This window comes from Photorhabdus caribbeanensis (assembly GCF_018448885.1).
Lineage (GTDB): Bacteria > Pseudomonadota > Gammaproteobacteria > Enterobacterales > Enterobacteriaceae > Photorhabdus > Photorhabdus caribbeanensis.
Genome location: NZ_RCWB01000011.1, coordinates 43,557 through 69,044, shown reverse-complemented (window position 1 = coordinate 69,044; position 25,488 = coordinate 43,557). Strand labels below are relative to the sequence as shown.

Annotated in this window: 24 protein-coding genes; 14 read left to right on the top strand and 10 right to left on the bottom strand. The window is 44.0% G+C overall.

Features of this window, described 5'->3' with window-relative positions; translation table 11 throughout:
* Positions 1–38 precede the first annotated feature (38 nt).
* From EAE90_RS09780 to tnpA, 5 genes are all read right to left on the bottom strand, one after another.
* The gene (locus EAE90_RS09780; RefSeq protein ID WP_214053329.1) at positions 39–2,318 is read right to left on the bottom strand and encodes a zinc/cadmium/mercury/lead-transporting ATPase; all 2,280 of its coding nucleotides are present in this window, start codon (positions 2,316–2,318) and stop codon (positions 39–41) included.
* A gap of 259 nt (positions 2,319–2,577) precedes the next feature.
* Positions 2,578–3,204, bottom strand: coding sequence for a lysoplasmalogenase (locus EAE90_RS09775; protein WP_214053328.1), 627 nt, complete (start codon positions 3,202–3,204; stop codon positions 2,578–2,580).
* Between the two features lie 281 nt (positions 3,205–3,485).
* Positions 3,486–3,767, bottom strand: coding sequence for a DUF1145 family protein (locus tag EAE90_RS09770; protein WP_214053327.1), 282 nt, complete (start codon positions 3,765–3,767; stop codon positions 3,486–3,488).
* A 23-nt stretch (positions 3,768–3,790) separates the two neighbouring features.
* Positions 3,791–4,375: a 16S rRNA (guanine(966)-N(2))-methyltransferase gene (gene rsmD, locus EAE90_RS09765; protein WP_214053326.1), complete on the bottom strand. Its 585-nt coding sequence runs from the start codon at positions 4,373–4,375 to the stop codon at positions 3,791–3,793.
* A 122-nt stretch (positions 4,376–4,497) separates the two neighbouring features.
* Complete coding sequence (gene tnpA, locus EAE90_RS09760) at positions 4,498–4,902, bottom strand: IS200/IS605 family transposase (RefSeq protein WP_214053325.1); 405 nt, start codon at positions 4,900–4,902, stop codon at positions 4,498–4,500.
* A gap of 58 nt (positions 4,903–4,960) precedes the next feature.
* On the opposite strand from tnpA, the gene EAE90_RS09755 reads away from it, so the two are divergent.
* From EAE90_RS09755 to EAE90_RS09730, 6 genes are all read left to right on the top strand, one after another.
* A complete protein-coding gene (locus tag EAE90_RS09755; protein WP_214053324.1) occupies positions 4,961–6,187 on the top strand; it encodes an RNA-guided endonuclease InsQ/TnpB family protein in 1,227 nt (408 codons plus the stop codon).
* Between the two features lie 164 nt (positions 6,188–6,351).
* Positions 6,352–7,926 carry a signal recognition particle-docking protein FtsY gene (gene ftsY / locus EAE90_RS09750; RefSeq protein ID WP_214053323.1) on the top strand — a complete coding sequence of 525 codons (1,575 nt, stop codon included), beginning with the start codon at positions 6,352–6,354 and terminating at the stop codon, positions 7,924–7,926.
* A 6-nt stretch (positions 7,927–7,932) separates the two neighbouring features.
* The gene (gene ftsE / locus EAE90_RS09745) at positions 7,933–8,598 is read left to right on the top strand and encodes a cell division ATP-binding protein FtsE (RefSeq protein WP_214053322.1); all 666 of its coding nucleotides are present in this window, start codon (positions 7,933–7,935) and stop codon (positions 8,596–8,598) included.
* The gene (gene ftsX / locus EAE90_RS09740) at positions 8,591–9,565 is read left to right on the top strand and encodes a permease-like cell division protein FtsX (RefSeq protein WP_214053321.1); all 975 of its coding nucleotides are present in this window, start codon (positions 8,591–8,593) and stop codon (positions 9,563–9,565) included. The genes ftsE and ftsX overlap by 8 nt, the downstream gene beginning before the upstream one ends.
* Before the next feature lie 437 nt (positions 9,566–10,002).
* Positions 10,003–10,860 carry an RNA polymerase sigma factor RpoH gene (gene rpoH, locus EAE90_RS09735; protein WP_139656373.1) on the top strand — a complete coding sequence of 286 codons (858 nt, stop codon included), beginning with the start codon at positions 10,003–10,005 and terminating at the stop codon, positions 10,858–10,860.
* Positions 10,861–10,967: 107 nt separating this feature from the next.
* Positions 10,968–12,107, top strand: a complete 1,140-nt coding sequence (locus tag EAE90_RS09730; protein ID WP_214053365.1) for a glycerate kinase — start codon at positions 10,968–10,970, stop codon at positions 12,105–12,107.
* Here the strand turns inward: EAE90_RS09730 and panM are convergent.
* The gene (gene panM / locus EAE90_RS09725) at positions 12,095–12,493 is read right to left on the bottom strand and encodes an aspartate 1-decarboxylase autocleavage activator PanM (RefSeq protein ID WP_214053320.1); all 399 of its coding nucleotides are present in this window, start codon (positions 12,491–12,493) and stop codon (positions 12,095–12,097) included. The genes EAE90_RS09730 and panM overlap by 13 nt on opposite strands.
* Before the next feature lie 390 nt (positions 12,494–12,883).
* Here panM and EAE90_RS09720 point away from each other — a divergent pair, with 390 nt between their 5' ends.
* The 7 genes from EAE90_RS09720 (at position 12,884) to EAE90_RS09690 (ending at position 20,514) form a co-directional block, all read left to right on the top strand.
* Positions 12,884–13,996: a branched-chain amino acid ABC transporter substrate-binding protein gene (locus tag EAE90_RS09720; protein ID WP_214053319.1), complete on the top strand. Its 1,113-nt coding sequence runs from the start codon at positions 12,884–12,886 to the stop codon at positions 13,994–13,996.
* A gap of 61 nt (positions 13,997–14,057) precedes the next feature.
* Positions 14,058–14,984, top strand: coding sequence for a high-affinity branched-chain amino acid ABC transporter permease LivH (livH, locus tag EAE90_RS09715; protein WP_214053318.1), 927 nt, complete (start codon positions 14,058–14,060; stop codon positions 14,982–14,984).
* Complete coding sequence (locus EAE90_RS09710; RefSeq protein ID WP_214053317.1) at positions 14,981–16,258, top strand: high-affinity branched-chain amino acid ABC transporter permease LivM; 1,278 nt, start codon at positions 14,981–14,983, stop codon at positions 16,256–16,258. Before livH ends, EAE90_RS09710 begins: the two co-directional genes overlap by 4 nt.
* Entirely contained in the window at positions 16,255–17,028 is a 774-nt protein-coding gene (livG, locus tag EAE90_RS09705) for a high-affinity branched-chain amino acid ABC transporter ATP-binding protein LivG (RefSeq protein WP_214053316.1), read from the top strand. The genes EAE90_RS09710 and livG overlap by 4 nt, the downstream gene beginning before the upstream one ends.
* Positions 17,029–17,030: 2 nt before the next feature.
* The gene (gene livF / locus EAE90_RS09700; RefSeq protein WP_011148215.1) at positions 17,031–17,732 is read left to right on the top strand and encodes a high-affinity branched-chain amino acid ABC transporter ATP-binding protein LivF; all 702 of its coding nucleotides are present in this window, start codon (positions 17,031–17,033) and stop codon (positions 17,730–17,732) included.
* Positions 17,733–18,823: 1,091 nt separating this feature from the next.
* Entirely contained in the window at positions 18,824–19,225 is a 402-nt protein-coding gene (locus EAE90_RS09695; protein WP_011148214.1) for a hypothetical protein, read from the top strand.
* Between the two features lie 29 nt (positions 19,226–19,254).
* Complete coding sequence (locus EAE90_RS09690) at positions 19,255–20,514, top strand: insecticidal delta-endotoxin Cry8Ea1 family protein (protein ID WP_214053315.1); 1,260 nt, start codon at positions 19,255–19,257, stop codon at positions 20,512–20,514.
* Positions 20,515–20,773: 259 nt separating this feature from the next.
* Here EAE90_RS09690 and EAE90_RS09685 read toward each other — a convergent pair whose 3' ends face one another.
* Entirely contained in the window at positions 20,774–21,553 is a 780-nt protein-coding gene (locus EAE90_RS09685) for an AraC family transcriptional regulator (RefSeq protein ID WP_214053314.1), read from the bottom strand.
* 102 nt (positions 21,554–21,655) lie between these two features.
* Here EAE90_RS09685 and EAE90_RS09680 point away from each other — a divergent pair, with 102 nt between their 5' ends.
* A complete protein-coding gene (locus tag EAE90_RS09680; RefSeq protein WP_214053313.1) occupies positions 21,656–22,819 on the top strand; it encodes an MFS transporter in 1,164 nt (387 codons plus the stop codon).
* Positions 22,820–23,024: 205 nt separating this feature from the next.
* On the opposite strand, the gene fis is transcribed toward EAE90_RS09680, so the two are convergent.
* The 3 genes from fis to prmA all read right to left on the bottom strand — a co-directional run bounded on the left by fis (position 23,025) and on the right by prmA (position 25,486).
* A complete protein-coding gene (gene fis, locus EAE90_RS09675; protein ID WP_010847912.1) occupies positions 23,025–23,321 on the bottom strand; it encodes a DNA-binding transcriptional regulator Fis in 297 nt (98 codons plus the stop codon).
* A gap of 25 nt (positions 23,322–23,346) precedes the next feature.
* On the bottom strand, positions 23,347–24,312 hold the full coding sequence (dusB, locus tag EAE90_RS09670; protein WP_214053364.1) for a tRNA dihydrouridine synthase DusB: 966 nt from the start codon (positions 24,310–24,312) through the stop codon (positions 23,347–23,349).
* A 283-nt stretch (positions 24,313–24,595) separates the two neighbouring features.
* On the bottom strand, positions 24,596–25,486 hold the full coding sequence (gene prmA / locus EAE90_RS09665) for a 50S ribosomal protein L11 methyltransferase (RefSeq protein ID WP_214053312.1): 891 nt from the start codon (positions 25,484–25,486) through the stop codon (positions 24,596–24,598).
* Between the last annotated feature and the right edge of the window lie 2 nt (positions 25,487–25,488).

The following is a 25,488-nucleotide window of genomic DNA, read 5'->3' as shown; positions in this document are numbered from 1 at the left end:
AATAAGACTCATATCCTTAAATAGCGAGACGATTTTCGTTATTTCAGCTTAATCCTCAATAACCTTACCGCATTTGCTGTCACAAGAGCGGTTGCGCCAGAATCCGCCAGTACTGCCATCCACAAGCCTGTGATACCCAATAGGCTGGTGACAAGGAAGATCCCTTTTAGTCCCAGGGCGATAGCAATATTTTGGCGGATATTATTGTGCGTTGCGCGGGAAAGGGTGATGATTTCCGACAAACCTGTCAGACGGTTGTGAGTCAATGCTGCATCTGCGGTTTCCAGAGCGACATCGGTACCGCTTCCCATCGCGACACCGATACTGGAAGCTTTCATTGCAGGTGCATCATTGATGCCGTCACCGACCATCATTGTGCTGTGATCTTTATTCAATGCAATGACCGCTTTGACTTTATCTTCCGGCATTAACCCGGCGCGGAAATCTATTCCTAACTGACCTGCAATTGCCGTTGCTGCACGTGGGTTATCCCCCGTCAACATCACTGAGTTAATACCTTGATCTTTCAGTAAACGGATAGCATCAATTGCATCTTGACGTAACGTATCTTGCATCGCGATAAGGCCAGTAAATTGTTCATCATACATCACGGCAACAACGGTTTTACCGCCATCTTCTAACTGAACAATTTTTTGTTTCCAATGCTCAGATAATGAGTTTGCTGGCAGTTTTCCGGGCGTACTGACGAGAATACGTTTACCGTCTAACTGACCCTCAACACCCACCCCTGCCAGCGCTTTACGCTGTTCAGCTTCGGTAGTATTGGCGTTTTTACTTTCTGCATATTGCAAAATGGCTTTAGCCAGTGGGTGGTGAGAACCGCTTTCTACTGCGGAAGCCAGGGTTAGTAGCTGAGATTCGCTGATGTTTTCTGCTGGTTGTACATCGGTGACTTGTGGTTTACCCGCGGTCAGCGTACCGGTTTTATCAAAAGCGATTGTGGTGATGAGTCCCAATTGCTCCAGCGCCGCACCACCTTTAATCAAGGCGCCTCGGCGGGTTGCTGCTGCAAGGGCAGAGGTAATTGCGGCGGGTGTGGAAATTACCAAAGCACAAGGGCAACCGATCAGTAGCAAAGTCAGGCCACGGTAGATCCAGGTTTCCCAAGGTTGGCTGAATACAGCCGGTGGAATAATGATAACCAATGCAGAGAACAGCATAATCAGCGGAGTGTAAATCCGGCTAAAGCGGTCAATGAAACGCTCAATCGGTGCGCGGCGTTCTTCGGCTTCTTCAATCAGTTGCAGAATACGGTCAATGGCATTGTTGCCCTGTTCGGATAACACTTTCATTTGGACTGCACGATCCACGGACAAACAACCTGCCGGAACTTTTTCTCCTTGCATTCGCTCAACCGGAACAGATTCGCCTGTCAGCGCACTTTCATCAAAGCTAGCGAATGAATTGAGTAATTCGGCATCAGTGGGTAGACGTCCGCCTGGAGCAATCTCGATGATATCGCCGGGGCGAAGGTCTGAAACTGGGACAGTTCTTTTCTCACCATTTTTTACCAGTAATGCTTCTTCGGGCACCAGTGCCATCAATGCGCTAACCCCTCGACGAGCGCGACCGGCAGCATAAGCTTCCAGCATTTCACCAAGCATAAACAGCAGTAATACCATTGCCGCTTCAGCGGTGGCGTCAATAAACAGTGCGCCGATGGCGGCAACACTCATCAGTGTTTCAATGGCGAATGGCGTGCCTGATCGTATGAGTTGCCAAGCCTTGGTGACAATAGGCACCAATCCAATCACGGTGGTGATGATAAAGGCAATGCGGCCAAATGAAGGATTGATGTGAGAGATTCCCCAACTTATCAGCATCATCAGTGAAAGAGTGATGATCGGGGCAAACTCTTTCCAGCGGCTGCTTTTTGCTGCTTTCTGGCTTGAATCGGAATTGCGTAGAGTAAATCCAGCCTGATTAACGGCTTGAATAACCGCTGAACGTATATCTGTATCCGCATCCACAACCAGTTTTTCTGTTGCGAATAGAACCTTGGCTTGTTTCACTTCTGGAATTTTGCTGACCGCAGTTTCAATTTTGCGGGCGCAACTTGGACAATCCATACCATTAACAATCCAACTGAAACGTTGGCTTGCCAAAAGCTCAGGTGCTGGTGTCTCTTGTGTATCATGGGAAGGGTGATGCTTATGTGAGCAAGCCTTGCCATGTTCATGATTATGTAAATGCTCACTAACTTGTTTAGCCTGATCTGAACAAGTGGTAGTCGCGCAGCAGCTTCCATGCTGGTGGTTATGTTGATGATCACTATTTTTGTTTGTATTTGAGTACATGGGCTCCCCCTGAACAGAGTTAACTCAAAGATAATGATTAAACTCTACACTTTGGAGCCTACTCCAGAGTCAAATAAAAAAGAAAAAATAAGTTGGTAAATTGTGTGATGGGATACTGATATTTATTTTCAATTTATTGCTTATCTCAATAGGGCTATTTTTTGCCGTCCTGTGTGGTGAAGTGTGAAACCTAAGCAATGCTTCACATTGTTCATTCACAAGAACGGCCTGCAAAAATTACGCCTATTGGGATAGGTTACTAAAGATAAATAGAACGAATAATCAAAAAATGGCCGATAAAATAACAGGTTGCCACAATCGCTTTGGAAGATTTGAATTGGAAGCGGTAATGGTTAATCAACCAGAAACTATGTGACAGTAGCAACAAGATACTGCCTGCCAATAGGGAGAAACCATACTCGGTATTAAGGGAGAAGTATTGTTCACCGGCCATCCACACCATTATCAGGAGCATAACGACTGAGGCAACAACCAGCCAGCGCATTTCCTCCAATTTATTCCAAATAACCAGCAGAATAACGGAGCCCAGAACCAGTAAAATTAATGGTAATGGGAAGAAGAAACTGAAATTCATCTGTAATACAAAGCTTATCGTGTAGAGCAGATAACAGAGGAATAATGTGCTTAGAGAAAATAGTGAATACTTACTGGGGAGCATGCGCAGAGTATCTGATATTAAAGCAGTCAATAACCCAAGACAGATTAAATAGCCTGAAATATGCAGTTCAGGTGCTTGCCATGCCCACAATAATAACAATAGCAGAGTGATTGGCCTGAATAGCCATCTTTGCCAGTTTGGACCACGGTAAGCTGCGTCAACATACAACCAACCAGAAAAAAATACTGCGATAAATGGCCAGCTCATCTTCGTTCCTTAAATAAGTGATGGATAAGGGGTCTGCTCTCTTACTAGCAAAATATATACTGAAATAATAGTGATTGGTTTAAGTATCTGTGCGGAAGTAGGCAGTGAATTAAGAAATGTTGATCCGGTTATTTATCTGTTCAACAAAGAAAGGAGGTACGAAGCCATGCTCAGATAAACGTGACAGCTTTTGAATACATAACGGGAAGAGGAATGAAATGAATCATTCCTCAAGTAATTGTATATATTTTTCGGGCGCTTATGTGCGCTGTCCATGCCCACTATTTTGGGTGATGACTTTTCTCCTGCCGTTGTTTTTTCTGCATTGACAGTAGTTCAAAGACACCAAAAAAGAAGATCTTGGTTTGCATCAGGCTAGAGAGTTTTTGGTCTTTGGGCTGACTGGCTTTCAGAAGCAGCATTTGAAATGCATGCATGACCACCATGAAAATCATGGCGACATCCATAAAATACTTCAATGGTTTTGGAAATGGATGGATCAGGTTAAAGATCAGAAATCCCCAAACGCAGATCATTAACAGTTTGCCCAATTGAATAAACATCAGTGTGTACTCCAAAGTAATCGTTATGCAGGTAAATAACGGATATAGAGCCGGTATGCGACTTGTCCGGCGACTTTTTCACGATGAAGTTGCCAGTTAACAGGTACGTCAATCGCCGTTGATTCAGATTCCGCTTCGACATAAATCCAGCTTTCATCTGCCAGCCAATTTTGTTCTTCCAACAATTTTATGGTTTCGTTAAGCATTCCTTTACGAAAAGGAGGATCAAGGAAAACGACATCATAAGGTTTTCCTGATTGAGATAAATGGGTTAATGCACTGTCGTTAATGACCTCGGCATTTTGGGCACTGAGCAAATCCAAATTCGCGGAAAGCTGTTTGGCTATATTACGTTCATATTCAATCAGAGTAACTTGTGCTGCGTAACGAGAAAGTGCCTCTAATCCAAGCGCTCCGCTTCCTGCATAACAATCCAGGCAGTGTGCTTCCTGAATAACTGGGGCTAGCCAGTTAAATAGCGTTTCTCTGACGCGATCTGTCGTTGGGCGTAATCCGGGACTATCCGGTACAGGTAATTTTCGGCCTCGCCATTTTCCGCCAATAATGCGGATTTGTCCCATCGATTGCCGTTGTGATTTCTTTGCCATAATTTGAGTAACAATTGTTAAGACTTACAGGCATTAATTTACCATCTTTTCCTCCAAAGGGTACTCTTGTCGGCATAAGGCGGGAGGGGAATTGGGACGGGCTTGAAAAGCCCGAAGAATCATCAGCCACTCTGATGCTGAATATATTGTTTAACCCCTGCCAACGGCGCGCCACCGCACGAACCGGCAAAATAGGCACGAGACCAAAGCACGGCTTTTCCGTATGCACCATGCCAGTCCAAAAATTTATGACGCAGACGCCGGGACGTTACTACCTTTAGTGAGTTGACCCGCACGGAAAGCTGAACTGTCGGCGGGGACTCGATCAGCATGTAGACGTGATCAGATTCGCCGTGGCTTTCTTTTAGCGAAGCGCCAAAATCATGGCAGACTTCAACCTGCATACTGATTAAAGGCGGCGAATGGCGTTCGCTGAGTATTTTCTTCCTGTATCTGGTGACAAAGACGAGATGCACAGGCAGAAGAAAGGCCGCGTGCCTGGAACGATTGATTTGGTATTTTTGCATTGAAATTAACTAGATAGGCAGTAAGATAATGTGGAAAATTACAACATACTGAATGCCCATGCTCATCCTGAAAGCCTACAAATTCAGACTCAGACCCACAGTAGCACAGTCGCAGCGTCTGCGGCAGTTGTGCGGTTGTGCCCGTTTTGTCTGGAATTACGGGCTTGCCGAGACGCAACGCATTCTGGCATCGGGTGGCAAGTTGCCTTCCTCCTTTGAGTTGAACCGGATGCTCACCGTCTGGAAAGGCATGCCGGAGCATACCTTCTTACAGGCAGCCTACACCGATAATCTTCAGCAGAAGCTTAAAGACTTACACGGCGCATGGCAGCGCTGTTTTGATAAAAAACTGACGGCAAAAGCCCCGGTATTTAAAAGGAAAAATGACGGTCGTGATTCGGTCCGTTTTGTTAACTTTGAAAAATATTGTCGGCTTGAGAGCCGACGCGTCAAGCTCCCGGCGGGTCTCGGCTGGATGAAGTTCAGGCCGTCACGGGATATCAGCGGGAAAATCAAAAATGCGACAATTAGCCAGCAGGCAGGTCACTGGTACATCTCATTTCAGGTGGAAATTGACGTCCCGGAGCCGCAGCATCCATCCACCTCAATCGTGGGGCTGGATGTAGGCGTGGCAAAACTGGCCACCCTCTCAGACGGAACCATTTTCGAGCCGGTGAACAGTTTTAAAACCCGTCAGCGCAAACTGGCGAGGCTCCAGCGCCAGTTAAGCCGGAAAATAAAATTCAGCGCCAACTGGCAGAAGCAGAAACGAAAAATTCAGCGTCTGCACGCGCATATCGGTAATATTCGCCGCGACTACCTTCATAAAACCACAACGAAAATCAGCAAAAACCACGCGATGATAGTCATTGAGGATTTGAAAGTCAGCCATATGTCGAAATCAGCAAAAGGCACCGCCGAACAGCCCGGGCGTCATGTTCGTGCGAAGTCGGGCTTAAACCGTTCGATATTGGCGCAGGGCTGGTACGAAATGCGCCGTCAGCTTGAGTACAAGCAACGCTGGCGTGGCGGTCGGGTGTTAGCCGTCCCGCCGGCCTATACCAGCCAGCGGTGCTCCTGCTGTGGTTATATAGCGAAAGAAAACCGCCGGTCACAAAGCCAATTCGCCTGTCAGGTATGCGGATATACCGCGAACGCCGATGTCAACGGCGCCCGTAATATTTTAGCGGCAGGGCATGCCGTGCTTGCCTGTGGAGGGAGGGGGCGGTCAGGCCGCCCGTTGAAGCAGGAACCGGACACTGAGCAATCAGCAGTCACCCACTAACGGGAATCCCCCTTCTGAGTCAGGAAGTGCGAAGGTGGGGGAGGATGTCAAGAAATTCGTGATTGATATGTGTTGCGTTATTACGAAAATGTTAGACTGATTCTAATTTCGTTATTATTCCTTGTTGTAACGCCATGATTTAACCTTGAGGAGTGCAGTGGCTAATGGCAAAAGAGAAAAAAAGAGGCTTTTTCTCCTGGTTCGGGCGTGGCCGTCAGGAAGAGCAGCAAAAAGAAGAACAATTGGCAGCGGAGCAGGCAGAACAGCAACGTGTTGCTGAGGAAGCTGCAAGATTGGCGGCGGAGCAGGCAGAACAACAGCGTTTAGCTGAGGAAGCTGCAAGATTGGCGGCGGAGCAGGCAGAACAACAGCGTTTAGCTGAGGAAGCTGCAAGATTGGCGGCGGAGCAGGCAGAACAACAGCGTTTAGCTGAGGAAGCTGCAAGATTGGCGGCGGAGCAGGCAGAACAACAGCGTTTAGCTGAGGAAGCTGCAAGATTGGCGGCAGAGCAGGCAGAACAGCAACGTTTAGCTGAGGAAGCTGCAAGATTGGCGGCGGAGCAGGCAGAACAGCAACGTTTAGCTGAGGAAGCTGCAAGATTGGCGGCGGAGCAGGCAGAACAGCAACGTTTAGCTGAGGAAGCTGCAAGATTGGCGGCGGAGCAGGCAGAACAACAGCGTTTAGCTGAGGAAGCTGCAAGATTGGCGGCAGAGCAGGCGGAACAGCAGCGTTTAGCTGAGGAAACTGCAAGATTGGCAGCGGAACAGGTAAAAACTGAACAGCCGCCAGTTATATTAAAAGAGCAAGAGCGCCCGACTAAAGAGGGTTTTTTCTCTCGTTTGAAACGCAGTTTGGTTAAAACTCGTCAGAATCTAGGGTCCGGTTTTCTCAGTCTATTCAGTGGTAAAAAGATTGATGATGAGCTGTTTGATGAATTGGAAGAGCAGTTATTGATTGCTGATGTTGGTGTCGATACTACCCGTAAAATCATTAGCAGTTTAACTACGCATGCCAGCCGTAAAGAGCTAAAAGATGCAGAAGCGTTGTATGCCAAACTAAAAGAAGAAATGTCTGGTATTCTGACTAAAGTGAATCAACCCTTGGACATTGAAGGAAAAACACCCTACGTCATTCTGATGGTTGGTGTTAATGGTGTGGGAAAAACGACGACCATTGGTAAATTGGCGCGTCAATTCCAGGCACAAGGTAAATCTGTCATGCTGGCAGCTGGAGATACTTTCCGTGCAGCTGCTGTTGAACAGCTACAGGTGTGGGGGGAACGTAACCATATTCCGGTGGTAGCGCAACATACTGGCGCTGATCCCGCTTCCGTGATTTTCGATGCTATTCAGTCAGCTAAAGCTAAAGGCGTAGATGTACTCATTGCAGATACCGCTGGTCGTTTGCAAAATAAATCTCATCTGATGGAAGAATTGAAGAAAATTGTCCGGGTGATGAAAAAACTGGACGAAAATGCTCCACATGAAATTATGCTGACATTGGATGCTAGTACCGGTCAGAATGCGATCAGTCAGGCCAAACTGTTCCATGAAGCTGTTGGATTGACAGGTATCTCGTTGACAAAATTGGATGGTACTGCCAAAGGTGGGGTGATTTTCGCCATTGCTGATCAGTTTGAAATTCCTATTCGTTATATTGGGGTTGGTGAAGGAATTGAAGATCTACGGCCATTTAAGGCAGACGACTTTATAGAGGCACTTTTTGCCCGAGAGGATTAATTACCTATGATTCGCTTTGAACAGGTCAGTAAAGCTTATCTGGGGGGACGGCAAGCCCTGCAAGGGGTGAATTTTCATTTGCGCCCTGCGGAAATGGCATTTCTAATCGGTCACTCAGGGGCAGGTAAAAGTACCTTGCTGAAACTTATCTGTGGCATTGAGCGGCCTAGTGCCGGGCATATCTGGTTTGCCGGTCATGATATCAGTCGGTTAAAAAGCCGTGAGGTACCTTTTCTGCGTCGTCAGATTGGTATGATTTTCCAGGATCATCATCTGCTGCTGGATCGGACGGTATACGATAATGTGGCAATGCCGTTGATTATCTCAGGCGCCAGTTCTGAGGATATTCGTCGCCGGACCTCCGCGGCTCTGGATAAGGTTGGTCTGCTGGACAAAGCGAAAAATTTCCCAATTCAGCTTTCAGGGGGAGAACAACAACGTGTCGGCATTGCTCGTGCCGTTGTGAATAAGCCGACTGTTTTGTTGGCGGATGAACCTACCGGTAATCTGGATGGTGAGTTGTCAGAGGGTATTTTACGACTGTTTGAAGAATTTAACCGGGTAGGGGTGACAGTGCTGATGGCGACCCATGATATGGCGCTGATTGAAAGACGGAAATATCGTATTTTGACTCTGAGCCAAGGCCGTATGGCGGGAGAGCATCATGGTTAAAAATGTGCGTAAGGCAGCGGGGAAAGCAACAAGATCGAAAAGTAAAGTTTTACAAGGAGGATGGCGTGAGCAGTGGCGCTATGCTTGGATGAATACGTTGACAGATATGTCACGTCAGCCATTAGCAACGTTGTTGACGGTGATGGTGATTGCGATTTCCCTGACATTGCCAAGTGTTTGTTACATTGTGTGGAAGAATGTCGGCCAGGCTGCGGAAAAATGGTATCCCACCCCTCAACTGACGGTATATTTCGATAAATCACTGGATGATAGCAGTGCCCAGAAATTAATAAGTGAGCTGAAAGCGCTTGATGGTGTGGATAATGTCAACTATCTCTCACGTCAGGAAGCAATGACAGAATTCCGCGCTTGGTCTGGTTTTGGTAACGCGCTGGATATGTTGGAAGAGAATCCGTTGCCCGCGGTGGCTATTATCACACCGAAAATCGATTTTCAGAGTTCACAGACGCTGACCACGCTGCGCGATAGAGTTTCTCAGGTTAAAGGTATTGAAGAAGTTCGGATGGATGATAGCTGGTTTGCTCGCTTGGCGGCGCTGACCGGTCTTATCGGTCAGATTGCGACAGTAATCGGTATTCTGATGATCGTTGCGCTGTTTTTGGTTATTGGTAACAGTGTGCGTCTCAGTATTTTCAGTCATCGTGATACGATTAACGTGATGAAGCTTATTGGTGCAACGGATGGCTTTATTTTGCGTCCATTCCTCAATGGTGGTGCTTTGTTAGGGGCTTTGGGGGCAATTTTATCGCTAATTTTGTCTGCGCTGTTAGTGTGGAAACTTTCTGATGTTGTCACCCAGGTTGCCAGTGTGTTTGGCACGACATTTAATTTGCATGGGCTTTCATGGGATGAGTCCCTGCTGTTAGTTTTACTCTCCGCGATGATTGGTTGGGTTGCTGCCTGGTTGGCGACAACTCAGCATTTGCGCCATTTTACGCCGGAATAAAACGGTAATCTTTTCAACAGGCTGAGCGAGATCAGCCTGACAACGCAATAATCACCTCTTTTTTCCCCTGAGGTAAAAATTTCTTATCCATCGACTTAAGTCTAAAATCACGATTTTCTGCTATATAGAATTAATTAAAAAGGTGCTTGTACTCTCCCAGTGAATCTGGCGGGCGCTTTTGTGAAATGAAATTAATATTTGTCGGGGATAGTACAAATAAAGGTAGTTGCATAAAGACAAAACTATCTGTTATTTTTTGTTCTGTGATCCCATTATAGGGATGGCCGGTGCTGAAATTATTACTCTTCCACGGATCTGTAACTTGAATATGCACATTCTGGTGATAGACTGTACCGCTGTATGTTGAACGTTGGTTCATATACATTGATGTGATCTAATCCATACTAACGATTTGAGCCTTATTTGAGAGGATTTGAATGGCCAAAGAAATGCAAACCTTAGCGTTAGTTCCTCAAGGAAGTCTAGAGGGCTATATCCGCGCCTCTAATGCCTATCCGATGTTGACAGCAGAGGAAGAGAAGGAACTGGCTGAAAGGCTGCATTACCAGGGAGATCTGGATGCAGCTAAGAAGCTGATTCTGTCTCATCTGCGCTTCGTTGTTCATGTCGCTCGTAGCTATGCTGGTTATGGGCTGCCTCAAGCGGATTTAATTCAGGAAGGGAATATTGGCCTGATGAAAGCAGTACGCCGTTTTAACCCAGAAGTTGGGGTGCGTCTGGTTTCTTTTGCCGTTCACTGGATTAAAGCTGAAATCCATGAATATGTACTGCGTAACTGGCGTATTGTTAAAGTTGCAACAACTAAAGCACAGCGTAAGCTGTTCTTTAACCTGCGTAAAACTAAACAGCGCTTGGGGTGGTTCAATCAGGACGAAGTAGAAATGGTTGCCAAAGAACTTGGTGTAACCAGTAAAGATGTGCGTGAGATGGAATCTCGTATGTCAGCGCAGGATATGGCGTTTGATATGTCTGCCGATGATGATAGTCAGGAAGGTCAACCGGTTGCTCCAGTGTTGTATCTTCAAGATAAAGCTTCTGATTTTGCAGACGGCATTGAAGAGGACAATTGGGAAAACCATGCGGCTGATAAATTATCGGTAGCGATAGAAAGCTTAGACGAGCGCAGTCAGGACATTATCCGTTGTCGCTGGTTAGATGATGACAATAAATCTACCCTGCAAGAGCTGGCGGATAAATATGGTGTTTCTGCGGAGCGTGTGCGTCAGCTTGAAAAAAATGCCATGAAAAAATTGCGTGTAGCAATTGAGGCATAAATAAAGTGATTTTGCGTTAACGCATTCATAATTAATACATTAAAAGGGCGATAATGTTTTATCGCCTTTTTTGTTTCGTTTTTCACAGTTGTCATCCAATTAATCCTATGAAAATTGTCATTGCGCCTGATTCATTTAAAGAAAGCCTCAGTGCCTTAGAGGTTGTTGAAGCGATAGAACAAGGATTTCGTGAAATCTATCCACAAGCTGAATACATTAAATTGCCGATGGCAGATGGCGGTGAAGGTACGGTTGAATCAATGGTAGCAGCTACTGGTGGAAAGATTGTACACCTGTCGGTCATCGGTCCGTTAAATCAGCCGGTGGATAGCTTTTTCGGCGTGTTAGGTGATGGCGAAACCGCTGTTATTGAAATGGCTGCGGCTTCTGGTTTACATCTGGTGCCGATGGAAAAGCGTAATCCGTTGATAACCACGACTTATGGTACCGGCGAGTTGATGTTGGCTGCTTTGGATCAAGGTGTCAGAAAGATAATTTTAGGCATTGGCGGTAGCGCGACTAATGATGGCGGTGCCGGTATGATGCAGGCGTTGGGGGCCTGTTTGCTTGATTCTGATGGAAAAGCGTTGGAGGCTGGCGGGGCTGCGCTCAGTCGGCTGGCTAAAATTGATCTTTCCCGTTTAGACGCGCGTTTGAATCGAACTGAAATTATCGTTGCCTGTGATGTAACTAACCCGTTATGTGGTGAATTTGGCGCATCTGCTATTTTTGGGCCACAGAAAGGGGCGACACCAGAGATGGTGAAAGAATTGGATGCAGCTCTGCGCCATTATGGTGAAAAAATTGAATTACTGACCGGCATTAAGGTCATTGACGTACCCGGTGCGGGAGCGGCAGGGGGAATGGGCGTTCCTCTACTTGGTTGGCTGGACGCTAAATTGCAACCGGGAATTGATATTGTTATCTCCACGCTGGAATTGGAAAAGGCAGTACAAGGCGCTGATCTGGTTATTACTGGTGAAGGCCGAATGGACAGTCAGACTATTTACGGTAAAACGCCGATTGGTGTTGCTCGTGTTGCTAAAAAGTATGCTATTTCAACCATTGCATTGGTTGGCAGTATAAGTCGGGACTATAGCATCGTTCATGAGCACGGATTGGATGCGGTTTTCTCAATTATACCCGGCGTTTGTTCTCTTTCTGACGCTCTTGCTTGCGGGCATGAGAATTTGAGGGTGACTGCCCGCAATGTGGCTGTGGTCTGGAAAATGGGTCAGCTAGAATAACAATTTGACTTGGGATCGTAGTAAAAACCACAGGCGTTCATGAAACCTTTTAATGCCGGTTCGTTAGCATCAGAGAACCTTTCAAGGTTTAACTTCCACTGGTTAACAGTGGGATGCTGAGCTTTTATTTCATTTATCAAATATAAACCCACTCCCCGGCGGCGTGTTATTTCACGGACACACAAATCTTTAAGCTGGCCGGATTGCTCATTGAAAGTCACTTTTACTGCGGCCAATAATCTATCATTAAAACGAGCAGCGAACAGTTTATTTTCATTTTTTATCCAACTTTGCCATTGCTCAGGTGTCTGTTGAGGCCAGATTTTTTTCAGATCAATCATATCTTGTGCTGACAAAACAGTAAGTTGTTCAATAGTTAGCTTCATGGTGTTTCCATATCAATTTTAGTTGAATAGATCGATAGAGTGCCGCGTAACCGCTTTTATACGTTACTGGAAAAATGTTTTTAGCATGATCGATATTTCGAGTTAAAGATTGCTTTACTAGTATTTAACCAGAATATCACACTATTTTTTGTCTAAATTCCAATCAACTTTGGCGGTATTTTATTCTGTAATTAATGCTTTTAGCTACCTTGTTAATTTGATTTTAAGCATGAAATGCTATTTTAATAGCATGAAAAATAAAATCTTATTCATAAAAATTACTTTATCTAATCATAGATCACAAAAGATCACGGTTATCCCATTAGATAATCGGAGATCTAAAAGGTAAACACAATAAATTAGACCAATAACGACACGGGGATAAATAAAATGAAAATCATAACAGGTAAAAGCCTATTAGCCGGCTGTATTGCCATGATGATGAGTCACTCACTGTGGGCACAAGAGATCAAAGTGGCGATTGTGGGGGCAATGTCTGGTCCAGTTGCGCAATATGGTGATATGGAATTTACTGGCGCACGTCAGGCGATTGCAGATATCAATGCTAAAGGGGGGATTAATGGTAATAAGCTGGTGGGCGTTGAATATGATGATGCCTGTGACCCGAAACAGGCTGTGGCCGTCGCCAATAAAGTGATTAATGATAACATTCGCTATGTTATCGGCCACTTATGTTCTTCCTCTACTCAACCGGCATCTGACATCTACGAAGATGAAGGTGTCATTATGATTACACCCGCGGCAACCAATGCTGATCTGACAACTCGTGGCTACCAAATGATTATGCGTACTACCGGGTTGGATTCTGATCAGGGACCAACAGCAGCGAAATATATTGTGGAAAAGATTAAACCTCAGCGTATAGCTATTGTTCACGATAAACAGCAATACGGAGAGGGGCTGGCGCGATCTGTTCTCGATAAATTGAAAAAAGCGGGAGCCAATATTGTCCTGTTTGAAGGCGTCACGGCGGGTGATAAAGATTTTTCGGCTCTGGTTGCCCGCCTGAAAAAAGAAAATGTGGATTTTGTCTATTTTGGCGGCTATTACCCTGAAATGGGACAAATTCTGCGTCAGGCTAAGCAGTCCGGCCTGAATATTCGTTTTATGGGGCCGGAAGGTGTGGGTAACTCCTCGTTATCCAATATCGCCGGGGTCGCTTCTGAGGGCATGTTAGTCACATTACCTAAGCGTTACGATCAGGTACCGGCGAACAAAGCTATTGTTGAAGCGATCAAAGGTAAGAAAAGCGATCCAACAGGTCCGTTCGTCTGGACCACCTATGCTGCTCTGCAATCTCTGGCTGCGGCGATGAATCGTACCGGTAGTATGGAACCGACTGATTTGGTGAAAGACCTGAAAGCGAATCCAGTGGATACCGTAATGGGAACACTGAGCTGGAACGCCATTGGCGATCTAAAAGGGTTCGAATTCGGTATTTTTGAATGGCATGCAGATGGTTCTTCTACTTCTGTGAAGTAAAGTCATTCGAATCGGTCATAGCGCCTGTTTGCCAGGCGCTGTTATTCCAGAGGTACAACGTATGTCGGAGCAATTTCTCTATTTTTTACAACAGATGTTAAATGGAGTGACTCTGGGTAGTACTTATGCATTGATTGCCATTGGTTATACGATGGTTTACGGCATTATTGGGATGATTAACTTCGCTCATGGTGAAGTTTATATGATTGGTAGCTATGTCTCTTTTATTGTGATTGCGGCTCTGATCATGATGGGAATTGATTTGGGCTGGTTACTGATTACCGCCGCTTTTTTAACATCAATTATTATTGCCGCTGCTTATGGTTGGAGTATTGAGCGAGTAGCTTACCGGCCAGTTCGCCATTCCAAACGCTTGATTGCCCTGATTTCAGCAATTGGAATGTCTATTTTCTTACAAAATTATGTCAGTCTGTCACAAAGTTCTCGCGATCTGGCATTGCCTAGCCTGATTACCGGACAGTGGGTATTAGGTGAAAGTGATGGATTTTCTGCCAGTCTTAGCGCAATGCAACTGACCATCTGGATAGTGACATTTCTTGCCATGCTGATATTGACAATATTTATTCGCTACTCCCGTATGGGACGTGCCTGCCGTGCTTGTGCGGAAGATCTGAAAATGGCTAGTTTGTTGGGGATCAATACTAATCGAGTGATTTCCTTAACTTTTGTTATCGGTGCAGTCATGGCCGCAATAGCCGGTGTTTTATTGGGGCAGTTCTACAGTGTGATAAATCCGTATATCGGTTTTATGGCAGGAATGAAAGCTTTCACCGCAGCAGTATTGGGAGGAATTGGCAGTATTCCGGGGGCAATGATTGGTGGTTTGATCTTAGGAATTTCAGAAGCCTTAACTTCTGCTTATTTGAGCACAGAATATAAAGATGCCGTTTCCTTTGCTCTGCTCATTGTTGTGCTGTTGTTTATGCCGACTGGGATTTTAGGCCGTCCAGAGGTGGAAAAAGTATGAAACATGCCAATTGGGTGAATGCCATTATTGCCTCGGCCGCTTTATTTGTGTTGTCTGTCTTTATGATGGGGATGCAGTTGTCGCTGGACGGTACGAAGTTGGTCGTCCATCGTGCCGATGGAGTGCGATGGTTATGGATTAGTATTGGTTGTGCGGTGGTTTTTCTGTTCCAGCTATTGCGTCCGGTTGTTCAGCAGACAATCAAGAAAGTACCGATCAAAAGCTGGTCGTTGCCGGATTTCGATGGCTCAACCAAAGGACAAAAGTTACTGGCAATATTGGTCATTATTGCTGCAATTATCTGGCCGTTTATTGTCTCCCGTGGTAGTGTTGATATTGCTACGCTGACGTTAATTTATGTCATGCTCGGGTTGGGTTTGAATGTCGTGGTTGGTTTGTCGGGGTTGTTGGTGCTTGGGTATGCAGGTTTTTATGCTATCGGTGCTTATACCTACGCTTTGTTAAGTCACTATTACGGATTAGGATTTTGGCAGAGTTTGCCGCTGGCGGGGTTAACGGCGGCTTTATCGGGGTTATTGTTGGGCTTTCCGGTATTACGATTGCGAGGTGACTATCTGGCAATTGTTACGCTTGGTTTTGGTGAAATTGTTCGCATTCTACTGTTGAATAATACTGAAATAACCGGCGGTCCGAATGGTATCAGCCAGATCCCAAAACCGACTTTCTTCGGGCTAGAATTTAATCGCAGTGTGAAAGAGGGAGGCTGGGATACTTTCCACAACTTCTTTGGTTTGAAATACGATCCCAGTGATCGGGTCATCTTCCTCTATCTGGTGGTGTTACTGTTGGTAATACTGACAGTATTGATTATTAATCGACTACTGCGTATGCCATTAGGTCGTGCATGGGAAGCGCTGCGTGAAGATGAGATTGCTTGCCGCTCTCTTGGTTTAAGTCCAACTCGAATTAAACTGGCTGCATTTACTATCAGTGCTGCATTTGCCGGTTTTGCTGGTACTTTATTTGCTGCCCGGCAGGGTTTTGTTAGCCCGGAGTCCTTCACGTTTGCTGAATCTGCTTTTGTGCTGGCGATTGTGGTACTCGGAGGGATGGGGTCACAGACTGCGGTGATTCTAGCGGCGGTTTTGTTGGTGGTTTCCCGTGAGATGATGCGTGATCTGAATGCCTACAGCATGTTGCTGCTAGGGGCAATGATGGTATTGATGATGATTTGGCGCCCGCAAGGGTTGCTACCGACAAAACGCCGTCATGTTAAATTGGAACGACAGGTACAGGAAGGAAAGCAAGCATGAGTGCAACACCATTATTGCAAGTTTCCGATCTGACCATGCGCTTCGGTGGCTTGCTGGCGGTTAACAATGTTGCCCTGAGACTAAATCAGGGTGAGATTGTTTCTCTTATTGGCCCTAATGGCGCAGGGAAAACCACGATCTTTAATTGCCTGACCGGATTTTACTGTCCGACTAGCGGTACCATAAAGCTGCGGGAAAAACATCTGGAAGGGTTATCTGGGCAGGCTATTGCTCGTATGGGTGTTATCAGAACATTCCAGCATGTGCGATTGTTCCGGGAAATGACTGTGATTGAGAATCTATTAGTGGCTCAGCATCAGCATCTGAAACGGGGCCTTTTGGTCGGCCTTTTTAAAACGCCGTCATTCCGCCGGGCAGAATCTAAGGCCGTAGATTGGGCCATAACTTGGTTAGAGCGGCTTGGTTTATTACCACTGGCAAATAGACCGGCGGGTAATCTGGCATACGGTCAGCAACGGCGTTTGGAGATTGCCCGCTGTATGGTAGCTCGCCCGGAAATTTTGATGCTGGATGAACCTGCTGCGGGGTTGAATCCGAAAGAGACAGCAGAGCTTAATGCGTTAATTGCTGAACTGAGGGAACATCATCAAGTTTCTGTATTGTTGATCGAGCATGATATGAAATTGGTGATGGGAATTTCAGATCGTATCTATGTTGTTAATCAGGGAATGTCTTTGGCGCAAGGACGGCCAGAAGAGATTCGTAACAACCCGGATGTTATCCGGGCATATCTGGGCGAGGTGTATTAATTATGTTGGAATTTAAGAGGGTATCAGCCCATTACGGAGAAGTTCAGGTATTGCATCAGGTCAGCCTGAATATTCAGCAGGGGGAAATCGTCACTCTGATTGGTGCAAACGGCGCAGGAAAAACAACGTTGCTCAGTACTTTATGTAGTGAACCCAGAGCAACCGAAGGTTCCATAATTTTTCGTGGTAAGGACATCACCCAATGGCCGACATCTCGTATTATGCGTGAGGACATTGCGATTGTCCCGGAGGGACGCAGAGTGTTTGCTCGTATGACAGTGGAAGAGAACTTGGCAATGGGCGGCTTTTTTGCTGATAAGACTCAATATCAGCAGCGCATTGAGCGGGTTTATGATTTATTTCCGCGTTTACAGGAAAGGCGTCACCAGCGGGCTGGAACGATGTCCGGTGGTGAACAGCAAATGTTGGCAATTGGCCGTGCTTTAATGAGTCAGCCACAGTTATTGTTGCTGGATGAGCCTTCTTTGGGACTGGCGCCGATAGTTATCATTCAGATTTTCGATACTATTCAGCAGTTGAGAGAAGAGGGGATGACAATCTTTTTGGTTGAACAGAATGCAAATCAGGCATTGAAGTTGGCTGACCGAGGATATGTATTGGAAAACGGCCAGATCGTACTAGAAGACAGTGGATCTGCATTATTGGTTAATGAAGCTGTGAGAAATGCGTATTTGGGGGGATAGAGAGATATTCTTTTTCACAGGAAGGGAATTCAGATGGTTGATTATCCTCGTAGTACTGGGAAGGTGGTTTTTCCCAAGGTGAGGACGCCATTAATAGTGCTTTAAGTTTGGTATTATCTGAGATTGGGGCAACGAGTGTGGTTTCAAATACTTTGAAATCTGCCCTTATTTTTTCTGTGTTTTCTCGTCATATTTTAAGCGATATATACCCTATGGATTTCAAAATGCATCGCGACGGCAAGGGAGTGAATCCCCGGGAGCATAGATAACTATGTGACCGGGGTGAGCGAGTGCAGCCAACAAAGAGGCAACTTGAAAGATAACGGGTATAGTTTATTGGTGGAGTAATGAAAGGTAAATTAATTGTATTCAGCATATTTTAGTGGCTAAAATCTACAGTCAAAATTATTTTGCTATTAAGTTAATTTTCTTTCATTAGAAAGAGAATGTTTTTAAGAATGTTCATCCGTTATCTTGTAGAAGATATAACCAATTAGTAATGAAAATATTATTGATGCGGATATAACAGAAATATATTCTTGGGATAACAGACTATTTTATTTATTGTCATTTTAACGTTGTGAGTGAATTTGGTGAATTATTATAGTTCACTGAATAAAGGTAAATTTGTAAAATAAAGAATAGAATTATATAGCGCTAGAGTAACCAATATTAATATTATAAATCCAGGTTAATAACGTAATATCAATAATTTCTATTTAAATTTTTTATATATGTTTTTTATATGTATTTTTTATATGTCATATAATTCCATAAACTCTTAAATAATAGTAATTTCATTGAAGCAGAACGTTGACATGAACTATATATCTGCTATAGTTTTGTATTATTGTGACTTGTTTTAGATATGTCTCATTAATGACTGACTTATAATGTGGATATCTTAATATTCTTTTGAGTTATTGTGGTATGTCAAGTCCATGTAATACATTGGGGAATTAAATTTCAAAAGTAATAGTGGTTCTATAATGGTTAAAGAGCATCTTTAATTAAGTGGTAATACTGTATTTTGAAAATATTTATATGTAAGTTGAGTGAATTTTATTTAAACTTTAATGAGGAAAGTAAATATGTCTAGAATAACCATTGTTGTTGATTCAGATGAGCAGAAAGCAGAGTTTTATTCTAATTCCCCTGTTCCAGTACATAAAGACTTAAATGCAGTTGGTCCTTTGAGTGATGTGACGATATCACCTCATGCTAGTGTGGAAGTATTTAGAATAGATACACCAATAATTCCAGAATCCAGAAGATCTCTGAGAGTTGTAAATACCGGGCTATCAAATAGTGTCACGGCTAAATTTTACTGGTCTCATAGTTTTACCTCTGAATGGTTTGAGTCTGGTTCTATAGATGTAGGATTAGGAGAAGAGAAGGTGTTAAACGTGCCTAATAACTCTTTTTATTATAGTAAATTTGTTATCTATAATAATACGGATAAAGTTGCTTATGTGACGGCAAATTTGGTTTAAACATCTCATTTTAATTGAAGGGTTCCATTATGCATACAGAAAATGTTTTAGACATAAGAACCATTGTGGCTAATGAATATGCCGTAAAAACGAGTGCAGTAGAGTGGGATGTTACTGATATTGTAAAAAATGCGATCATCGGGGGAATATCTTTTATACCTTCAGTTGGCCCTGCTATATCTTTTTTAGTCGGTTTATTCTGGCCTCAATCGAAAGAAAATATATGGGAAGGGATTGTCAAACAAATTGAAAGGATGATAGAGGAGTCGGCATTAAAGACGATTAAAGGTATCCTTGCTGGTGATATTGCATATGTACAAGAGCGAATGGCAACCGTTGCCGATCTTCTTGATAAGCATCCGGGATCTGAAGAAGCGAGGAGTGCTTTTAATAACTTGGCAGAAAATATAGATGGTTATCACAAAAAATTTAATAATTTTTCCGATGATGTTAACTATCAGATATTACCCATGTTTTCTACTACGGTTATGATGCAGATAACATATTGGGTTGCTGGTTTAGAGAGAAGAAATGAAATCGGGCTTAGTGATATTGATATTGAAAAAGTCCGAGGGTTAATCAAAAAGACGGTAGAACAGGCTAATAGTTATATTAATAATATATATGATAGAGAGCTTAATGACGCTCTTAATAACTCAACTGCTGACACTGTTGCAAATAATGTGATGTCTGTTCATGGTCACTGTCGTTTACATGGGATTGAATATATCAGTATTTGGGATAAATTAAGTGAAGCCGAGTCGGTAAATAATAGAATCTATGTTGATGTTTTAAGTTATTCTACTTTCTTTGACCGTCAAACAGCAAAAGCCAGAATTCAGGCATTGACTCCAGAGAAAGATATGGCTCCACCTCTCAAACCAGCTCTTAATGACGGGAAAAGAAGAAAGATCGATTCGTTAACGGGACATATTGTGCGTATTGGAGGGGCTCCGAGAGTCGGAGGGCTGACAGTTGTATTTGATGATGGTAGTAGCCATCGATTAGGTACAATATCTGGTGAGACGGCATCTATTTCTCTGAATGGCAGTCGAATTACCAGTTTGGAAGTATGGGGCAATGGTGCTGTTGATCAAGCGGTCTTTACTTTGAGTGATGGTCGTTCATTATCATTTGGCGCACCTGGAACATCTCGATATAGGAAATTTTATGTTGGCGAAAGTCACTATATTGCAGGGGTATATTTGTCCAGTGACTACAGCCCATTAGCAGGTCAGGCAGCAAATATCGCTGTATCTTATCAGTTGATAAATGATGATGAAAAATAATAGCTTTTAACAAGTATATTTTATGTACGTAGGATGTTATTAGCTTTTATTTAATTATTTGATGCAATTGCCGATGTCTATATTCATATGGTGAATAATTCCTTTGATGTCGGCAATTTTTGTATATTATCTCAATAGCTATTTACTTTAATAACTATTTACTTTAATAACTATTTACTTTAATAACTATTTACTTTAATAACTATTTACTTTAATAACTATTTACTTTAATAACTATTTACTTTAATAACTATTTACTTTAATAACTATGTTCCTTATAAGCAGACATATATTCCCTTGGTGAACGCCCGGTCATTTTCTTGAAAAAGATTGCAAAAGCACTATCACTGGCAAATTCTAATTCGCTAGCAACAGATGACAAATTACCCTGTTTTGCCAGTAATTCTATAGATTTGATTAAACGCCATTGTTGTCGCCACTGTTGATAACTGAGTCCTGTTTCTCGGCGAAATATCCGACTGATGGTTTTTTCACTGGCTCCAATATTCATGGCCAATATTTTGAGCGGTGGTGGTAGTGTGGTCAGAGGAATATGGGCCAAACGACGGTCAAAAGGGAGCGGTAATAATGTCGGTTCTCTTTTTGCCAGATGGATTTCGTCAAGGCAGACAGCCAACAGGTTAGCCGCAGGTTTATGTAACCAATCTGTATTGAAAGGTGACAGTGCGATTCGCTCTAATACTTCACGTAACAGAGGGGTAACTTCCAATACCTCAACGTTTTCTGCTAAACGTCCGATCTGATTTATATTTAGATAAATCGAGCGATACCCGACGGATTCTTTTATCTCTGCTCTATGGATAATTCGCGGTGGAATCCAGGCGACCCGAGTTGGTGGAAGTATGCATAACTGATCTGCCAGGGTGATATTGATGCATCCTTGTTGGGTAAATAATAATTGCCCCATCTCATGTTGATGGAATCCTGAGTCATGCTGACCTAGTTCAGCCGCAATTCCCACTACCGGTACTCCAAGGCTATCAGGATCAAAACTATCATCACGAGAAAGCCATGCCATATTGATGTCCTATTTGATAAATAAATTGTCTTTATTATTATAATGCGACAATTAAGAGCATGCTAATTTACGTTTTATTGTCTAATTGATTAAGAAAATACAATGCAACGTAAACTCGGACTTACTTTGGCAACAGCGCTGATGATGTTTCCACAAATTGTAGAAACCATCTATAGCCCGGCATTAACCAATATCGCAAAGGAATTTAAAGTGAGTGCTGAGCAAGCCGCTCAAACGCTATCGTTATATTTTTTCGCTTTTGCTATCGGTGTGGTCGTTTGGGGGCGTATGTGCGATCTCATAGGCAGACGGTTAACTCTATTGAGTGGATTGTTACTTTATAGCGGTGCTTCGTTAATAGCATTACTAAGCCGTCAGTTTGAGTTGTTACTGGCGGCCAGAATGTTATCTGCATTTGGGGCCGCAGTGGGCTCGGTAGGAACGCAAACAATGCTGAGAGATTCTTATCAGGGAAATGAATTAGCTCGGGTGTTTTCTATTATGGGGGTCGCCTTGGCCATAGGTCCGGCAGTTGGCATGATAAGTGGTTCTATTTTGGTGTACTTCTGGGGGTATAAAGGTGTCTTTTCCGGCTTGTCTTTACTTGCGGTATTACTATCAGGCTGGTCTGCTATTTGTCTGCCTGAAACCCGCCCAATGTCAATGGTAACAATATCGCTAATAGATACTTTAATTATCATGCTCAAGGACATGGCAATTTGGCGTAATGCCCTGTTGATAGCCCTCTTTAACCTATGTTTGTTCAGTTATTACCAATTAGCTCCATTTAATTTTGAACGGTTAGGATTCTCTCCTGAGATGTTTGGTTACACAGGATTATTTTTGGCATCGGGAGTAGGCATTGGTGCTTGGTTGAATAAACTCTTGCTGAACAGACAGTGGAATTCATTAAATTTAGTGTTGCTTGCTTCTGTTATTGTCCTAATCGGAGGTGGGTTGATAATGGTTCTGGAAGATACTGGGTTGTTTATTCTGCCGATGATTTTGATTGTTGTGGCCTACGGAATTGCAATTCCTAACATCTTGGCTTCTGCATTGACCGATTATACGGATAGATTGGGAACAGCAGGAGCACTATTGGGTTTGCTATATTATTTGATGTTAGGCGGTGGTTTGGCGCTAGCGGGTTGGAACCAACATCTTGGTGTTGTTTTGATATGTTGTGGTTGTTTCATCCTATTGTTGACTGTAACCAATTATTTCAAATTAATGAGAGTCAAAAACAACCTATCAGTTACGGAATAACCTGACATTGGGAAGATTTGGAATTATGGTAAGCCAATCAAGTAAAAGAGAGATTTAATGCAGATGATGTGGGGTTTTTAGGAACGAATAATGACGTGAACGCTGCCATGCCAGGCCCGTACATTTATCATGATATTTGTGATTTGGCAAAAAAGGCACTTTACCAAGAGGTACAGCGCCTTTTTTAATGAACTAATTTTAGTGATTAGTTCATGCCATATTTTTTCAATTTCTTACGCAGTGTGCCACGGTTGATGCCCATCATCAGGGCAGCGCGCGTTTGGTTGCCACGGGTGTATTGCATCACCATGTCCAACAATGGCTGTTCCACTTCAGCCAATACCAGCTCATACAGATCATTAACATCTTGACCATTTAATTGAGCAAAATAGTTCTTCAGTGCTTGTTTAACTGAATCACGTAAAGGTTTTTGAGTTACCTGATCTTGTGAATTTACAGTAGCAACGGTTAGTACGTCAGAATTTACGCGTTGTTCGAACATAGTTCTGTCAGCTCTTTTCTTTATATTACGCAAAATTTTCGAAATATGCCCCCAACACCTCCAGCTGTTCGCTGGCATCCTCTATGGTGTTGAATGTGCGCCGGAACTGGTCATCAGGAGCATGTTCCCGGAGATACCAAGATACATGCTTACGTGCTATACGGGCTCCCTTGCCTGGACCATAAAAGTCGTGCAATTCCCGTACGTGCTCGCTCATTAAACGCTGCACTTCGCCAATCGGCATCGGTGACAGCAGTTCCCCTGTTGCCAGATAGTGCTGGATTTCCCGGAAGATCCAGGGTCTTCCCTGAGCAGCGCGGCCTATCATCAGGGCATCAGCCCCAGTGTATTCAAGCACTGCTCTGGCCTTAAGCGGGTCAGTAATGTCACCATTGGCAATAACCGGAATGGCAACAGTCTGCTTAACTGTCCGAATATTGTCGTACTCTGCTTCTCCGTTAAATAAGCAGGCACGAGTCCTGCCGTGGATTGTCAGAGCTTGAATACCACAATGCTCGGCCAATTGGGCAATCTTTACACAGTTTTGTTCTTCTGGCGACCATCCAGTGCGAATTTTCAGCGTAACAGGAACATCTACTGCCTTTACAACGGTAGAAAGAATTTTTTCCACCAATTCTGGGTAACGCAGTAAAGCTGAACCTGCCAACTTACGATTCACTTTCTTGGCTGGACACCCCATGTTGATATCAATGATCTGAGCACCATTAGCGACGTTGAGCTTCGCTGCTGCTGCCATTTCATCAGGATCACTCCCAGCAATTTGCACGGAACGAATGCCCGGTTCGTCACTGTGGACCATACGTAGCCGGGATTTGTCTGTCTTCCAGACCTGTGGGTTGGAAGAAAGCATTTCCGATACTGTCATACCTGCACCCATTTTGTAACATAGTGACCGAAACGGGCGGTCAGTTATGCCAGCCATTGGGGCCGCAATAAGACAGTTTTTCAGCTGGTATTGTCCGATACGCATAAACGAAGAAAGAGTGGCCATACTGTGACTGCAAGGGCGCGTATATTACGCATTTTTCGCAAAATATGAAAGGCCAAACTTTGAGCAAATCGTCATTTGTTACAACTTTTTTCCAGTTTTTCTTCTGGGATAAACATAATTATTCATAAATAACATGGTGTTATATGTTATTGGTAAAGTTTATCACTTAGGATATTTCTATCAGCAAGTTTGCTGATAGCACGGATTACCATCAATAAGCGATCAAAATTCACACTTGCAATAGTAACAAAATAAAATAATTTTAATTTGTTACTACTTTTACCCCAGATATCCGACACCACTCTTCCTGTTCCGCAACAGGATCGATTACGAATTTATCAGTATAGGCCCGAATAACACTTTCTGCTTGATTCGTTAAAATACCCGATAAACCTAACAAGCCACCCGGTTTTGGTAATGCGCCAATGACAGGGGCGAGTTCACGCAGAGGGCCTGCCAAAATATTAGCAATTACTACATCAGATTCAAGATCGGTTGGTGCATCTTTCGCCAAATATAGCGTTAAACGCTCCAGAACGCCATTACGTTCTGCGTTGTCGCGGCTGGCCTGAATAGCTTGTGGGTCGATATCTATGCCAATAGCGTGCGTTGCACCGAGTTTTAACGCGGCAATTGCCAGTATGCCGGAGCCGCAACCAAAATCGATAACCGTTTTACCTTCCAGATTGAGACTGTCTAGCCATTGCAGGCATAACGATGTGGTTGGATGAGTACCAGTACCAAAAGCCAGTCCAGGGTCCAGCATAACGTTGACAGCATCTGGATCAGGGACGTCGCGCCAGCTTGGACAAATCCACAAGCGGTTGCCAAAACGCATTGGGTGGAAGTTGTCCATCCATTCACGTTCCCAGTCTTTGTCTTCCAACTGCTCGATCTTATGAATAAATCCTTCACCTAACTCAGGAACTTGTTCGAGCTGGCTGATAACTGCTTTCATATCTGTTTCAGCATCATAAAGCCCGATGACATCTGTATCTCCCCATAAACGAGTCTCGCCTGGTAGGGGTTCGAATACAGGGTTATCGTGGCTGTCTTGAAAGGTGACTGATACGGCTCCATTTTCCATTAGAGTATCTCCAAGGGATTCAGCGAGCCGTCCTGTAGTATTTAATCGAAGTTGTATCCAAGGCATAA